The sequence below is a fragment of the Pseudoalteromonas sp. R86517 genome (assembly GCF_042466295.1).
Lineage (GTDB): Bacteria > Pseudomonadota > Gammaproteobacteria > Enterobacterales > Alteromonadaceae > Pseudoalteromonas > Pseudoalteromonas atlantica.
On record NZ_JAXHCB010000001.1, the window covers coordinates 485,923 to 501,015 of the forward strand.

General features: G+C 41.3%; 19 protein-coding genes. 4 read left to right on the top strand and 15 right to left on the bottom strand.

Features of this window, described 5'->3' with window-relative positions; translation table 11 throughout:
* The first annotated feature begins 79 nt into the window (after positions 1 to 79).
* A complete protein-coding gene (locus SJY38_RS02120) occupies positions 80 to 1,045 on the top strand; it encodes a PstS family phosphate ABC transporter substrate-binding protein (protein WP_004586085.1) in 966 nt (321 codons plus the stop codon).
* 93 nt (positions 1,046 to 1,138) lie between these two features.
* Here the strand turns inward: SJY38_RS02120 and SJY38_RS02125 are convergent, their stop codons facing one another.
* The 8 genes from SJY38_RS02125 to sfsA form a co-directional block, all read right to left on the bottom strand.
* Positions 1,139 to 1,375, bottom strand: a complete 237-nt coding sequence (locus SJY38_RS02125) for a hypothetical protein (protein WP_024033192.1) — start codon at positions 1,373 to 1,375, stop codon at positions 1,139 to 1,141.
* 30 nt (positions 1,376 to 1,405) lie between these two features.
* Entirely contained in the window at positions 1,406 to 2,254 is an 849-nt protein-coding gene (gene panC / locus SJY38_RS02130) for a pantoate--beta-alanine ligase (RefSeq protein WP_004586087.1), read from the bottom strand.
* Positions 2,254 to 3,048, bottom strand: a complete 795-nt coding sequence (gene panB, locus SJY38_RS02135; RefSeq protein ID WP_024033191.1) for a 3-methyl-2-oxobutanoate hydroxymethyltransferase — start codon at positions 3,046 to 3,048, stop codon at positions 2,254 to 2,256. The genes panC and panB overlap by 1 nt, the downstream gene beginning before the upstream one ends.
* Before the next feature lie 30 nt (positions 3,049 to 3,078).
* Positions 3,079 to 3,564, bottom strand: a complete 486-nt coding sequence (folK, locus tag SJY38_RS02140; RefSeq protein ID WP_029773910.1) for a 2-amino-4-hydroxy-6-hydroxymethyldihydropteridine diphosphokinase — start codon at positions 3,562 to 3,564, stop codon at positions 3,079 to 3,081.
* Between the two features lie 4 nt (positions 3,565 to 3,568).
* On the bottom strand, positions 3,569 to 4,900 hold the full coding sequence (gene pcnB, locus SJY38_RS02145) for a polynucleotide adenylyltransferase PcnB (protein ID WP_004586090.1): 1,332 nt from the start codon (positions 4,898 to 4,900) through the stop codon (positions 3,569 to 3,571).
* 233 nt (positions 4,901 to 5,133) lie between these two features.
* Positions 5,134 to 6,078, bottom strand: coding sequence for a tRNA glutamyl-Q(34) synthetase GluQRS (gene gluQRS, locus SJY38_RS02150; protein WP_377109233.1), 945 nt, complete (start codon positions 6,076 to 6,078; stop codon positions 5,134 to 5,136).
* 16 nt (positions 6,079 to 6,094) lie between these two features.
* Complete coding sequence (gene dksA / locus SJY38_RS02155; protein ID WP_004586092.1) at positions 6,095 to 6,538, bottom strand: RNA polymerase-binding protein DksA; 444 nt, start codon at positions 6,536 to 6,538, stop codon at positions 6,095 to 6,097.
* Between the two features lie 226 nt (positions 6,539 to 6,764).
* Complete coding sequence (gene sfsA / locus SJY38_RS02160; RefSeq protein WP_377109234.1) at positions 6,765 to 7,481, bottom strand: DNA/RNA nuclease SfsA; 717 nt, start codon at positions 7,479 to 7,481, stop codon at positions 6,765 to 6,767.
* Positions 7,482 to 7,601: 120 nt separating this feature from the next.
* On the opposite strand from sfsA, the gene pepB reads away from it, so the two are divergent.
* Together pepB and SJY38_RS02170 are read left to right on the top strand one after the other, a co-directional pair.
* Entirely contained in the window at positions 7,602 to 8,897 is a 1,296-nt protein-coding gene (gene pepB / locus SJY38_RS02165; RefSeq protein ID WP_054982768.1) for an aminopeptidase PepB, read from the top strand.
* Between the two features lie 182 nt (positions 8,898 to 9,079).
* Positions 9,080 to 9,646 (top strand): phosphoribosyltransferase, encoded by a 567-nt coding sequence (locus tag SJY38_RS02170; RefSeq protein WP_004586095.1) that lies wholly within the window; start codon positions 9,080 to 9,082, stop codon positions 9,644 to 9,646.
* 145 nt (positions 9,647 to 9,791) lie between these two features.
* Here the strand turns inward: SJY38_RS02170 and SJY38_RS02175 are convergent, their stop codons facing one another.
* Positions 9,792 to 10,448, bottom strand: coding sequence for a Crp/Fnr family transcriptional regulator (locus SJY38_RS02175; RefSeq protein ID WP_004586096.1), 657 nt, complete (start codon positions 10,446 to 10,448; stop codon positions 9,792 to 9,794).
* Positions 10,449 to 10,933: 485 nt separating this feature from the next.
* Here SJY38_RS02175 and SJY38_RS02180 point away from each other — a divergent pair, with 485 nt between their 5' ends.
* On the top strand, positions 10,934 to 11,164 hold the full coding sequence (locus tag SJY38_RS02180; RefSeq protein ID WP_004586097.1) for a YgjV family protein: 231 nt from the start codon (positions 10,934 to 10,936) through the stop codon (positions 11,162 to 11,164).
* 50 nt (positions 11,165 to 11,214) lie between these two features.
* Here SJY38_RS02180 and SJY38_RS02185 read toward each other — a convergent pair whose 3' ends face one another.
* The 6 genes from SJY38_RS02185 to SJY38_RS02210 all read right to left on the bottom strand — a co-directional run bounded on the left by SJY38_RS02185 (position 11,215) and on the right by SJY38_RS02210 (position 15,056).
* Positions 11,215 to 11,892 (bottom strand): FlgO family outer membrane protein, encoded by a 678-nt coding sequence (locus SJY38_RS02185; protein WP_377109235.1) that lies wholly within the window; start codon positions 11,890 to 11,892, stop codon positions 11,215 to 11,217.
* A gap of 120 nt (positions 11,893 to 12,012) precedes the next feature.
* Positions 12,013 to 13,668: an amidohydrolase gene (locus tag SJY38_RS02190; RefSeq protein ID WP_377109236.1), complete on the bottom strand. Its 1,656-nt coding sequence runs from the start codon at positions 13,666 to 13,668 to the stop codon at positions 12,013 to 12,015.
* A gap of 131 nt (positions 13,669 to 13,799) precedes the next feature.
* Entirely contained in the window at positions 13,800 to 14,036 is a 237-nt protein-coding gene (locus tag SJY38_RS02195; protein WP_004586100.1) for a calcium-binding protein, read from the bottom strand.
* A gap of 8 nt (positions 14,037 to 14,044) precedes the next feature.
* Positions 14,045 to 14,281: a calcium dependent protein gene (locus SJY38_RS02200; RefSeq protein ID WP_024033183.1), complete on the bottom strand. Its 237-nt coding sequence runs from the start codon at positions 14,279 to 14,281 to the stop codon at positions 14,045 to 14,047.
* 288 nt (positions 14,282 to 14,569) lie between these two features.
* A complete protein-coding gene (locus SJY38_RS02205; RefSeq protein ID WP_004586102.1) occupies positions 14,570 to 14,797 on the bottom strand; it encodes a hypothetical protein in 228 nt (75 codons plus the stop codon).
* Positions 14,798 to 14,822: 25 nt separating this feature from the next.
* Positions 14,823 to 15,056 (bottom strand): calcium dependent protein, encoded by a 234-nt coding sequence (locus SJY38_RS02210; RefSeq protein ID WP_004586103.1) that lies wholly within the window; start codon positions 15,054 to 15,056, stop codon positions 14,823 to 14,825.
* Positions 15,057 to 15,093: the final 37 nt, after the last annotated feature.

A 15,093-nucleotide genomic window follows, 5' to 3' on the forward strand; every position in this document is an offset into this window, starting at 1 on the left:
AGAGTAATGTAACTGTCATCTACTCACTTTACAGTAGACGACAGTTAGGAAATGGGACGAACAAATCGGAGAACCCCGCATGAAATTTAAAAACTTAGTTGCCGCAATGGGTGTGGCTGTTACAACATTAGTATCTGCACAGGCTGTTGCTCTTGACGACGCAATTCCTGAATATCAAAAAATTAACGGCGTTTCAGGTAACTTTTCATCTGTAGGCTCTGATACTTTAGCTAACATGATGACTTTTTGGGCTGAAGAGTACAAACGTATTTACCCAAATGTAAATATTCAAATTCAAGCGGCAGGTTCGTCTACTGCTCCACCAGCGCTTACCGAAGGCACCTCTAACATGGGTCCTATGAGCCGTAAAATGAAATCAAAAGAAATCGAAGCGTTCGAAAAACGCTACGGTTACAAGCCTACAGAAGTGCGTGTAGCGATTGATGCATTAGCGGTATTTGTACACAAAGATAACCCAATTGAAGGCTTACGTATTGACCAAGTAGATGCTATTTTTTCATCTACTCGTAAATGTGGTGCGTCTGAGCAAGTAAACCGCTGGAGCGATGTTGGCCTAACAGGCGACTGGGCTGCAAAAGACATTCAATTATACGGACGTAACTCTGTATCAGGTACTTACGGTTACTTTAAAAAGAAAGCACTGTGTAAAGGTGACTTTCGTAACAACGTAAATGAGCAACCAGGTTCAGCCTCTGTTGTACAGTCAATCTCATCTTCATTAAACGCGATTGGTTACTCAGGCATTGGTTACAAAACGTCGGGTGTACGTACGGTTCCTTTATCTAAAAAAGGCACTAACTACGTAGATGCAACGCTTGATAATGTTGCTAAAGGTAAATACCCACTTTCTCGTTTCTTATACGTTTACGTGAACAAGCACCCTAATAAGCCGCTTTCACCAATTGAAGCTGAGTTCTTAAAAATGGTACTTTCTAAAGACGGTCAAAAAATCGTTGAAAAAGATGGTTACGTACCACTATCTGCTAAGTTAGTAGAAGCAGAGCTTAAAAAGTTAGGTTTATAATTTAAACCCAACCAATAAAAAAACCGCTCAATGAGCGGTTTTTTTGTGTGTAAAATTTTAAAGCGTAAAACAGATTAACTTACTAAAAAGCGATTACAGATCAGTCAGCTTTTGCGCTTGTGCTTTACATTGATTATAGCTCTCTACACACTTGGCAGAGCACACTTGCTGTTTTAACCCTTTGTCAATCGATTGCTGATCGCAACTATTTTCGCACTGATAGTTTTGTTGTGCGCATTGGTTTAACTCAGGGTTTTTCACTTGATTTTGGCAAGCTGCTAACAATGAAAATGAAAGGGCGAGGGCACTCGTTTTAATAAATGTTTGCATGCTTATCCTTAACGTTGAACTGCGCTTTTGTTAAATCTCAACTTGTAAGTTGTCGATTAATCTAACATTGCCTAAAAAGGCGGCAGCTAAAATAACAAGTTGTGTATCATCAAGTGTAGCAGCTTTTAATGTATCTCGTTGAGCTATCTCAAAATAATCTGGCTTTAAGCCGGCTTGCTCTAAACTAAGCTGTGCGCTTTGCTCAAGTGCTTTGTAATCGGTATTACCTGCTTTGAGCTGCTCAGCGCAGCTGTTTAGTGTTTTAAATAATGCGGTAGCCGTGGCTTTTTGCTCTGCAGATAAATAGCCATTTCGCGAGCTCATAGCTAGGCCTGAAACTTCACGCATGGTCGGTACACCAACAATTTCAACCGGAATTGATAAATCGCGTACCATGGTTTTAATCACTTGCAGCTGCTGAAAATCTTTTTCGCCAAAGCATGCATAATCTGGTTGTACTAAATTAAATAACTTAGTCACTACCGTGGCTACGCCTCTAAAGTGTCCTGGGCGCGTGCCGCCACAATACCCCATAGATACGCCTGGTACATCTACAAAGCTTTGCTCACCAAGCCCATTTGGGTAAATGGTGTCTACGCTTGGGGTAAACACAATATCGGTATTTAAGTCGGCTAAGCCTTGTTTGTCTTCGTTTAATGTACGTGGGTAGCTATCTAAATCTTCGTTGGCACCAAACTGCATTGGGTTGACAAAAATACTCACAACCACCTTATCGGCCATTGTTTTTGCCTTTTCAACTAGTGAAAAGTGGCCGCGGTGCAAGTTGCCCATGGTTGGCACTAAAGCCACGCTTAAACCTGCTTGGCGCCAAGCTTTAATTTGACTACGTAATGATTTAATTTCAGTAATTGACTGCATTATTTAAACTCATGTTCGGCGCTTGGAAATGCACCACTTTTAACGTCTGAACAATATTTTTTAACTGCATCTGGCATGTTGCCAGTTTCCAGTAAAAAGTTTTTAGAAAATTTAGGAATGTATCCTGCCGAAATACCGACTAAGTCGTGCATTACCAGTATTTGGCCATCCGTTACATTACCTGCGCCAATACCTATGGTAGGAATGGTGACGGCATCGGTAATGCGTTTAGCGAGAACACTTGGGATACACTCAAGCACTAATAATTGAGCACCTGCGGCTTCTAGGGCTTTTGCATCATCAATCATTTTTTGCGCTTTGTCGTCTTCGCGGCCTTGAATTTTAAAGCCACCAAATACGTGTACTGATTGCGGCGTTAATCCTAAATGGCCACAAACAGGAATCCCTTGCTGCGTTAAACTTTTAATGCTGTCGTAAAGCCATTCACCGCCTTCAAGTTTTACCATATTAGCGCCTGCACGCATTAACTCTGCTGCATTTTTACAGGTGTCGCTAACGTTTGAATAGCTCATAAAGGGCATATCGGCTATTACAAAAAGCTCACGGCTGCCGCCGCGTACACAGCGGGTATGATAGGCTATATCTTGATTGGTTACGCCTAGGGTATCGTCGCCACCTTGCAGCACCATGCCCAAAGAGTCGCCAACTAAAATAACGTCCACACCGTTATCATGAAATAACTTAGCAAAACTGGCATCGTAAGCGGTTAATGCGGTGATTTTGTTATTTTCTGCTTTCATTTTATTTAAAGTAGAAACGGTTATTTTAGACATAATATCCTCGCAGGCATAAGCCTTGGTTAATTACAGAGGTAATTGTTGTAAGTCGTTGAGCGGTAAGTCTTGCGCAATGGTTTTTAATGCAATGCCGCTTGGTAAAATCAGTTCTGGGGCAAGCTCAAGTAAAGGGTAAACTACAAACTCACGTTCGCACAGGCCATAATGTGGCACAGTTAAGCGCTGAGTATTAATCACTTGCTGACCAAACAGTAAGGTGTCTATATCGAGCGTACGCGGCCCCCAACGTTCGGCTTTTCTTACCCGCCCATGTTCAAGCTCTATGGCTTGAGTTAAATCAAGTAATTGCTCAGGTTCAAGCGCGGTTTTAATACACGCTACGGCATTTACATAGTCGGGTTGATCTTGTGGGCCCATTGGTTTGCTTGCATAGTAATGCGATACACTTATAAATTCACAATGAGGCAGCTTTTTAAGCGCACAAACGGCGTTATCAAGCTGCTCTTTGGGTGAGTTTAGGTTGGCACCTAAACCCAAATATACACACTGCATGCAATTACTCGGCTGGCTTTTTAGTGGTGCGGCGGCGCGGACGTTTACGTGGTTTTGGTCCACCTTGGTGGCCTAGGTTTTTTACCATTTCTTTTTGGCCATTAATATCTAGGCTCAAGTATTGTGTCCACCACTGGGCAAGCTCACTATGTTGGTGCTCACCGGCATCCACTCGTAATAATAAAAAGTCATAAGCGGCTTTAAATCGTGGCTGCTGGGTAAGTCTGTAAGCGCGTTGGCCGGCACGTTTATCTAAGCGTTGCTGTATATGCCAAATGTCGCGTGCGCCTAAGGTAAAGCGTTTAGGTACTGCTATATGCTGGGCATTTTCGCTCAGTACTTTATTCATGGCTTGAGCAAAGGCATCAAAGTAAGACAGCTGTTCTTGTTGTTTAATTTTAGTTGTGCGCTCAAGCAGCGGAAACCACATTAAAGCAGCAAATATAAACGCAGGCGTTACTTTTTTATCTGCATTAATGCGTTTATCGGTGTTTTGAAACATTTGCTGAATAAACGCCGCTTCTAAGCCGTCAGGGTTTTTATCTAAAATTTTATCAAGCACCGGAAATAACGACTTAAATAAGCCGTATTGGCGTAGCATTAAATAGTTAGCTTCGGCTTTACCGTTTAAAAACAGCTTTAGAACTTCTTCAAATAAACGCGCTGGCGGTATGTTATCAAGTAGGCTGGCAAGCGCAGTAATTGGCTTTTCGCTTTTTGGCGCTATGCTCATATCAAGCTTGGTTGCAAAGCGTACCGCACGTAGCATACGTACAGGGTCTTCGCGGTAGCGTGTTTCTGGGTCGCCAATTAACTCAATTTGTTTTGCTTGTATGGCCGCTAAGCCATTGGCGTAATCGTATATACAAAAATCGTTAATAGAGTAATACAGCGCGTTGATAGAAAAATCACGGCGCTCGGCGTCTTCTTCAATGCTACCAAACACGTTATCGCGCAGTAACTGCCCGTGCTCGCTTGATTGGCTAATTTGGTTTTTATCTTCTTGCGCTTCGTGGTGCCCGCGCATGGTGGCTACTTCTATAATTTCGCGACCAAAAACAATATGTGCTAAGCGAAAACGACGGCCAATTAGGCGGCAATTTCTAAATAGTTTTTTTACTTGCTCTGGGGTGGCATTGGTAACAACGTCAAAGTCTTTTGGTTGTTGACCTAACAATATATCGCGAATACAACCACCTACAAGGTAAGCGTCGTAACCACCGTCTTTTAAACGGTAAAGTACTTTGATTGCATTTGGGCTAAATTGTTTACGTGAAATACCATGTTCGCCGCGTGTTACAACAACCGGTTCATCACTTGTTTGAGTGCTTTGCACATCGGCATTTGGGCCGATTATTTGCCTGCAAAATTGAAAAAGCTTGGAAATAATAATCTGTCTCCTACAGAAATGATGATTGGCTGGTCATCGCAATCAAAAGCACATAAATTAGGTATTATAGTGCGGTGCTTTATATTTATTGTAAATAGCCTCTATTTAGGCGGCTATCATATACCAGCGCGGTATAAAAATTAAGTTGATGGACTGAAATTAAGCCGTTTTTAAGTTTTTTATTTGCTTAAATGCGTAAATTTAGTGCTGTTTGGATGCTGACCTTGCGAAATTTGAATTTCGGGTATGTTTGGCACCGCTGTTAAGCTAAATTCGTTAATAGCCCACGCCATTAATTGCTCTACAGACAAATCATTCAATTGGCTATGTACAGGTAAGTTTAAAAATTCAAACGCATCAATAAGCGCGGGCTTTGGGTTGTCTGTGCTAATAGCGGGCGCATAATTTTGTTTAGAGAGTTTAAAACCAGGCTCGGCCACCACAAGGGGTAAATGTGCGTATTGGGGGATGGGCGCATTAAGCTGTTTAAATAAACTGATTTGCCTTGCTGTAGGCTCGATTAAATCGGCGCCACGTACCACACGATTAATACCTTGCTCAATGTCATCAATAACCACCACTAGCTGGTAGGCAAATAATCCGTCGCTGCGCTTTATTATGTAATCTTCATGGGCTAATGCACTATTTACAGTAATATCGCCTTGAATCAAATCGTTAAAATGGCATGTTGGGTGCTGCTGGCTAAGACGAAGTGCGACTTGCTCTGTTGATAAGTTAAGCGTTTTGCAGTGACCTTGGTAAATGCCACCCATGGCTTTTATTTGTTTGCGAGAACAGCGACAACCATATACACATTGTTGGTGGATCAGCTTATTTGTTACCTCTTGATAAAGAGGTAGGCGCTGAGTTTGATAAACAACGGATTCGTCCCAGTAAAGGCCGTAGGCTTGTAAGGTATTTAGAATATGGGTGTCGGCATTTTTAACCACGCGGGTGGTGTCTATATCTTCAATGCGCACTAACCATTTACCCTGATTTACTTTAGCATCAAGGTAGCTGCCCACAGCCGCCACAAGTGAGCCAAAATGAAGTGGCCCAGAAGGAGACGGTGCAAATCGACCGCGATAGTCACGCTTTGGCGTGGTAACGGCTGTAGGAGACATAGTTAACTAATTTTAATTAACCGCGCCCAGCTTGTTTTTCTTTAATTTCTGCAAGGGTTTTACAGTCTACGCATAAATCTGCAGTTGGACGCGCCTCTAAACGACGAATACCAATTTCGATTCCGCATGACTCACAAAAGCCAAAATCATCTTCTTTAATTAAGATAATTGTTTTTTCAATTTTTTTGATCAGTTTACGTTCGCGGTCGCGAGTACGAAGTTCTAAAGAGAACTCTTCTTCTTGCGCAGCGCGGTCAACTGGATCAGGAAAGTTGGCAGCTTCGTCTTGCATATGCGATTTCGTGCGGTCAACTTCATTACGTAAGTCGTTACGCCACGCTTCTAAAATCGCTTTAAAATGAGCACGTTGTGCTTCATTCATATACTCTTCGCCCGGCTTTTCTTGGTATGGTTCTAAACCGGCTTGAGCCAATAAACCATGTCTTTGTTGGTCTGGCATAACTCTCTCCTAAATCCTTAATTTAATGCCTCAGCATTAGCCGGCGGTATAAATAGCAGAATCTTATACCCTAGGCAAATTTATTTTTTAATTAATCGAATTAGCTTTAACCAGTGTGTTGACTAAAAAGGCTCATATTTTAATTTTGATGCTTTATTAATCGTTATTTCGGTATTTAAACTTGCCTAGTTATATGGGCATAAAGTTTAAAAGCAAGTTAAATTTTTTATTTAAAGGCCACTTTCTCACTAAGCGTTACTTCACTTGGCGAAATAGATGCCTTATAAGCGTATACCTCCACACCTTTTTTAATCGCGTGGTTTAATAAGTCGCTGTATTTTTTATCTATGTGGCTTGCTGCACTCACCGTATTAATACCTTGGTGCAAAACAGCGAACAGTAATACTGCGCGGTGGCCTTGTTCGATCATTTCTATTAATTCGCGAATGTGTTTTTGCCCACGCACGGTTTGCGCATCCGGAAAGTAGCCTTGCCCACTTTGTGGCGCGCTTTCACTTAACAAAGTGACTGACTTTACCTCTACATAGCAAGCGGGTTTATTGTCGCCGGTGAGTAAAAAGTCGATACGGCTGTTTTCGCTGCCGTATTTTACTTCACTTTGAAGCTGCTCATAGCCGTTAAGCTCTGTAATAACCTGGTTGTTGATAGCCTCTTCGACCACTTTATTTGCCACGGCGGTATTAACACATATTAGCTGCGAGAGGGTGTTTTGAGTGAGCTCTAACGACTGAGGGTATTTTCGTTTACTGTTATCGCTGGTTGAATAATAAGCGCTAAAGCCAGGCTCTGCGCAACCTGTCATTTTACCGGTGTTGGCGCAGTGGGCGGTAAATTCAGTTCCATCGTTAAGTTGGAGGTCGGCTAAAAAGCGTTTATAGCGTTTTAATAACGTGGCGGGCTGTAAAGCTGGGGTGTATTTCATTTAAATTCCAATGCTAAACGCTGCAGATGCGTTGGTTTATGTTATTTATCTCAAGCTGTTGGGAACTTGTACTCACTATAGTAAACTCGGTGGCACATTTAAGTGTAAGGGTATTCTAACATGAGTGAAAAATTTGTTGTTCAACTAAGCGAGCAAGCAGCACCAAGCCATTGGGGCGAAAACGCGGCGTTGTCTTTTAACGAGCAAGGCGCAACGGTTCATTTATCTGAGCAAGAAACATTAAAAAATGTTCAAAAAGCGGCGCGAACAATTGCAAGCCAAGGTGTTAAACAGGTTGAGCTTGCGGGCGATACTTGGTGCACAGAAAGCCAATGGGCTTTTTACCAAGGGTTTGTAACACCTAAATCATTACATGGTGTTGAATTTGTTGATAACGCACAATCAGATCTAAACGAGCTTGCGCATTTAAAAGCCTCAGCTACGTGGGCACGAGAAATGGTAAACGGTACAGCCGATGACATTTACCCTGAAAGCCTTGCTGAAAAAGCCGCCGAATTTATTCAATCGTTAGCGCCTGAACACGTAAGCTATCAAATTATTAAAGGCGATGCGTTATTAGAGCAACAGTGGATTGGTATTCATGCTGTGGGCCGAGGCTCTGAGCGTCCACCTGTTTTACTTGAGCTTGATTACAACCCAACAGGCGATGAAAACGCACCGGTAAGCGCTGCGCTTGTAGGTAAAGGTATTACGTTTGACTCTGGTGGTTACTCAATTAAATCTAGCGAAGGTATGCTAGGAATGAAGTGCGACATGGGTGGCGCGGCAACGGTAACAGCGGGTTTAGCACTGGCTATTAACCGCGGTATAGAAAAACGCATTAAGCTGTTTTTATGCTGTGCAGAGAACTTAATTTCGGGCCACGCTTACAAACTAGGTGATATTTTAACCTACAAAAATGGCACAACCGTTGAAATTGTAAACACCGATGCTGAAGGGCGTTTAGTGCTTGCTGATGGTCTAATGGCTGCAGGCGAAACTGGCGCAGAGCTAATTATAGATGCGGCAACACTAACCGGTGCTGCACTCGTTGCTGTAGGTCAAGAGTACAACGCATTATTTGCCCTGGATAAAGAGCTGGTACGCGAAGTAGAAGACTTTGCATCGCAAGAAATGGAAGCTGCATGGCCTCTTCCGCTTGAAAAATGGCACCAGCAAAACTGCCCATCTCCATATGCTGATACGGCAAATAGCCGCGCTCAAAAAGGTGGCGGTTACGGCGGCGCATCAAATGCAGCAGGCTTTTTATCTCGCTTTGTACCAAACGATGGTAAAGGTTGGGTACACATTGATTTAGCTGCAGCATTTAATATGGGTAGCACTAGCCAATGGGCTGCAGGTGCAACTACGCAAGGTATGCGCACAGTGGCACGTACATTGTTAGAAAAAGCTTAATAGTACGTAACTAGGCGTTTAATACATAAAATAGGCACCAATTGGTGCCTATTTTGCTATTTGCAGGCAAGCAATTTATTTTTATTTACGGTAAAATCCTTCGCCAATACCTGTTTGGGTGTTTAATTATTGGCTAAAGTGCCTACACTCAAATGTTATACTCACCACTGGGGTTCTAAACTATGTCAGATAAGTGCTACATCACAGCTCAACAGCTACTTGAAGATTCATTCCGCGTAGCGGCACAAGTTTATAAAGATGGCTTTCGTCCAGACTTTATAATTGGTATTTGGCGAGGTGGTGCACCTATTGGTATTGCTGTGCAAGAATACTACGATTACAAAGGCATTGAGACTGATCACATTGCGGTGCGTACGTCGTCTTATTACGGTATTGGCAAGCAATCTAAAGAAATAAAAGTACACGGCCTACACTACATTGTAGAAAACGCTAATGCTGGTGACTCACTGCTTATTGTTGATGATGTGTTTGATTCTGGCCGCAGTATATTTGCACTAAAAGAAAAGCTTTCTGAGCTTATGCGCTTAAACTTACCACGCGATATTCGTGTGGCATGTCCGTACTATAAGCCTAAAAACTCAAAAGTAGAGATGGTGCCAGATTACTTTATTCATGAGTCAGAAGAGTGGTTAGTGTTCCCGCATGAGTTATCGGGTTTAACGCCAGATGAAATAATTGAAGGTAAATCTGATTTAGTAAATATCCAAGATATTTTATTAGATAAGTAATTGCCTAAGCGTTAAGTAGGAGTTTATTTGCGCGGGGGCATGTTTGTGTACTCGTTTTAAATAAATTGCTGCTATAGCGCAGTCCTAATAAATACCATAAAAACTAAAAAAGGCCATTACGGCCTTTTTTTGTGTCTATGAATTTTTACAGCTGCGCAAAACTGTCTACGTAATCACTTAAACTTTGTGTATCGACCGCTTTTAGCCCATGGGAGCTGCGCTGCACTAAGCCTTTTTCAACAAGCTCGGTTACTACGCGGCGATAAGCTCGCTCAGTGGTTGCAAAGCGCTCTGCTTCGGCATTAACGGTTGGGTATGCGCGCAGTAGCGTTGGGTTATTGTTCTCGGCGCGTAGTAAGCAGTCTTTAGCTATGTTGTAGCTTAAAGGCAGCAGTAACTTATCTAAATTAATTTTTTGGTTTTCTTGAAACTTAGCCGCAATGGTTTGCGCGGTATATAAGCTCAGCTCTGGCTTTTCGAGTAGTAATGCTCGCCAGTGGCGAAGCTCTATTAAATTATAGGTTACATCGCTAAAACAGGTGACCGTATAAATACATGGGTTATTGTTTAGTGCTTCTATTTCACCAATTAGGGTGTTGTTGCAATCTAATTGGCCTAATAATAGGCGGCGTCCGTTACCTACGTCATAACTAAATGAAATAGTACCGCTGCGCACCAGCACAAGTTTACTAAGTGGTTGATCTTGGTGGATCAGCACTTCTTTTTTTGATTGTTGATAGCTACTCCCTGCAAAAGTGAGTAATTGTTCAACAAGGTAACTAGAAAAATGGTATTGAAACATCAATATGCTCTTCGGACAATTGTCCTATTTATTACACCTTAATGACGATATTATTAAGGCTCTAAGAATTTACGCTAACTTGCTAGTGTATTTAGCCTTGCTAAGTACGTAATACCTTCATTTCCCGTGTAATGATTTAGGAAGCTATTGGCTACAACCAATATACTTTTTAAGGTTTTTTAAGCAAGTTAGTTTTTTATTTTATACCAAACAGCCTAATTAAGTGATCAATTTTAAGGCTAGGAAAACGTGTTGATAGCTAGGCAAAAAATCGCTATTTAGTCGTTCTCGGCAATTGCTTCTGCATTGCTCTACCTTCTGCATCCATGCAGTCGTAAATGAGCATTTTTTAACGCAGGTAGCGACACGTTTAGCCCCATAAAATGATTGAGTATTATTGCGCATTGGTATTAAACGTTGTAACACTGACAAGTGCCACACGTTAGCATTAGCGTAATGCTAACCTAAAGGGTAGGAGAGAACAATTGAGTTGGGAATATTTAGGTTATATTGCATCAGCTTTCTTGGTTGCATCGTTAACAATGACCGATGTAGTAAAACTGCGTTGGTATAATATGTTTGGTTGTATTGTATTTACTATTTACGGTGTGGCTATTGGTGCAGTGCCTGTTGCGTTTACTAATGGCTTATTAGCGCTGGTAAATATGTATCATATTATAAAGCTCTACCGACAGCCTAAAGTCAAAGAAGCGTGAAGCTAAAAATTCAAAAAAAGGGTTAACATTTAAGTTAACCCTTTTTTGTTTTAAAGCACCGCGTCTAAAACAATGCCATCAGTTCTACGAGTTGGATAAAGTGACTCAACAACAAAGCTTGGGATAAATCCTTTAGCCGATGAGACCACTACTTTAGACTTTGCCCCAATAATACGAGCGTTAACTATTACACCACGATTCGTGTAAGTTAGAGTGCCTGATAAAGTGTATTCAATATGTGGGTAACCTTTAATTTCTTTACCATTACGACTAAAAGAGAAATCACCTAACGGGGTTACATGCACAGCGCCTGTGTGTTTGTAATCAACTACCGATAAGCCAAACTCCTGCATTTCAGTAATAAAGCTTTCAGCCAAGTGATTACCAAATATATTTGTGGTTTGTAAATTGTCATCTAAGTTCACAAACGAAGTAATTGCAACAGGCGTTCCACTGTTGATGTAGTTCATATTTTCAATCAGCTTCATTGCTAATTGTTCTGTATAGTTACTTAATAATTTACTGCTGTTAATAGGGCGGTAGTTATTTTCTGGGAACTGCCAGTTATTTACGCGTGGCTGATGAACGTTTGTGTAACGATTATGGCTATTGTGATGGCCAATATTATTATGCGAAGCGTGGCCGTTATAAACTGGGTGAGTAGAGCATGCACTAAGTGATAAAGTAAAAAGAGCCGATAAAGTAAGCGATAGTTTTTTTGAAAACATGTTTTCTTCCTGAAACATAAGAGATTTTTTAAATTCCCTCACTTATCGACACACTTTTTAATTACTTTAGTAAATATCCATAATTACTTTGTTTATTTTTAAGTTTGTATGCTTTATAAGCTATTCTTTTTTAAAGCGTAATTCTCCAGCTACCCAAGTCTGTAAAACCTGTGTTTTATAAATCTCATCGACAGGGGCTTTAAAGTAGTCTTTGTCTATTAAGATAAAGTCTGCCCATTTTCCGTTTTCTAAGCTGCCTATTTTAAACTCTTGGTGAGCTGCATACGCGCCGCTGAGGGTAAACGCTCTTAGGGCTTGTTCGCGGCTTAGCACTTCGCTTGCGCGCCAGCCGTTCTCAGGCAGCATATTATGATCCATACGGGTAATGGCTGAATACAAGCCATCAAAAGGGTTTGCCAGCTCTACTGGGTAGTCAGAGCCTGCTGCAATTACAGAGCCTTGCTTTAAAAATGTTTGCCATGCATATGCACCTTGTAATTGGTTATCGGTTAAGCGCTGCTGAGCCATATGCATATCTGAGGTGACATGCACAGGCTGCATAGATGGAATGATTTTAAGAGCTTTAAAGCGTGGAATGTCATCAGGGGTGACTATTTGCGCGTGTTCAATGCGGTTACGCAGTAACATACCGCCCGTTTGCTTAAACACGTTTTGATACGCATCAAGTACCACTTTATTTGCCTTATCACCAATTGCATGAGTGTTGGCGCTAAAGCCATTTTTGAAGCTTAAAGTAAATAATTCTTCAAGCTTGGCTTGGGTTTCTAGCATCAGACCGTGGTGGTTTTTTCTATCTGCGTAGTCATCAATTAGCGCAGCCCCGCGCGAGCCTAATGCACCATCGGCATATACTTTTACACTGCGGATAGACATAAACGATGCTGCATCTTGATAGCGCCCTGCCTTAAGCATGTGCTTTAAATCTGGGCTAGCAGCACTTAGCATAGCGACAATTCTTAGTGGCAAATTACCTTGCTCGCTGCGCTCTTTGTAAACTTCCCAGGTGGTTTTATCGATACCGGCATCGTGAGTAGAGGTAATGCCTAAGCTTAATAAGTGCGCGCCTGCGGCATCTAACGAGTCGCTTATAGCTTGTTTTGAAGGGGCGCTCATATGCTGGGTAATTAACGACTCGGCCTTATCAACAAAAATACCAGTTGGATTCCCAAATTCATCTTTAATAATTTCGCCGCCGTCAGGGGCTTGAGTTGCTGCGGTAATACCGGCCAGCTCTAAGGCTTTGCTGTTAACCCAAATTGCATGGCTGTCAACGCGCGAAAGTACCACTGGACGGTCATTGACTACTTTGTCTAAGTCTTTGGCGGTAGGAAAGCGCGTGTCGCTCCACAGCTCTTGGTTCCAGCCTCGCCCTAATATCCAGCCTTGTTTATTTTTTGCAAATTGCTCTAACTTTGTGGTTATTTCATCGACCGATTTAGCGCCGCGGACATCAAGTTGCGATAAGTTATCGCCAAGGCCAATTACATGCCCGTGAGCGTCAATCAACCCTGGCAGTAACGTATTACCTTTGGCATCAATAAGTGTGGCATCAGGAAAAGTGTTTTTAAGCGTATCATCTCCAGTTTTAACAACTTTACCGTTTTTAATCACTAAAGTAGAAAACGTTTGAATACCACCTTGGTATAAGGGAGTGTAACCATTAGCGTTGTAAATGACCTGCGTTTGCGCAATCGCAGTGCTGCTTACAAATAAGCCGGCAAGCAGTAGTGGGTTAAATAGTTTTTTGAGTTGCATAAGTTGGTTATTTTTTATTGTTAGTAAAATAACACTAGCAAACTCACTTTTAGAATACCAATATGTTGAGGTAGATAGCTTAAAAGCGTAAGGGCTGTTAAAAATTTAGCGCTTACGCTTATAAAAAAAAGTTACTTACTGGCGTATATGCCATATTCCGAAAGGGTAAGTCTGCCGTCTTTATCTTTATCATAACTTGAAAAACGCGACCAAAGGGCGGGGTCAATGGCGGTTTCTGAACGGGTTAAAAAGCCATCGTGATTACGGTCAAACTTTTCAAATTTATCGGCAACTTCTGTACTTTGGCCAAGGCTTACATCGCTAAAAAGGCCCAGCGCAACAAGCGCTAAATAGCTTACAGTCTTCATACTTATACTCAGTAAAGGTTATTGGTTAAATAGTCTTTAAACTCAAGAAGCGAGATTTGTTTGTCTTGGTTTTTATCCCAGCGAGTAAAGGTGCTGAGTAGCTGAGGCTGTGGCTCTAATTCGTCTTCTGTTAAGAAGCCGCTTTTATTGGCATCAAGGTGATCAAAACGTTGTTTAACATCTAACGCAACAGCATTAAAGCTGATCATAGTAATAGCGATAACACTAAAAAAAACACACTTCATGGTTTTCCTTCCAACATACAGTGTTTGTAGATTAATAAAAAAAGCACTTGCCATAATTTAACTTCCCAACATTAAATCCGTTTACACATTCCCTCAGGGATTATGGCAAATGCTTTTGAAACCTACCTTACTAGGTAAAAGCTTAAGTAAAACTTAATTAACTTCAGCTGTGGATAATAAATCTATTTTAAGCAGCCCGTTTAGCGCTAACTGCTTAAAATTTCTAGCCAGAGAAAAAGATTTAAACATCGTTACTATTGAGTTTGTTATTAAAGCGCTTAATCACAATTAAGGTTTAAAATTTTGAAACTCTTCTTTAGAAATTTTTTTGTCTTGGTTTTCGTCTAAATCGGCAAATTGCCTCATTACTTCTTTATCTTGTTTGGCTTCTGCAAGCGATACCGCTCCATCCATATCTTTGTCTAAATGAGCAAAGCGAATGTTGACAGAAGAGGCTAAAGCCGTGGCGCTAATGGCTAAAAACATTAATGCAAATGCTGCGATAAGTTGTTTCATAATCATGTTCCCTAATTAAATGAATTTACTGAATAAACTTTTTGAATTCACTTAGCGACAACTGGCCATCTTGGTTAGTGTCTATTTGTGAAAAGTTTTCGTGTAGTACGGCATCTTCCCCCGCTTCTGATTCGCTAAGTGTGCCGTTACTGTCTTTATCTAGCTCATTAAATGTAGCTTGAACGTCCATAGCTATTGCATCTGTGCCCATAAACCCAAAAGCCAGCATGGGTAAAATTACTAAAAAGCGGTTGTTCATTTAATTTCCTTATTGATTAAAGTTGCTCTCACTATTA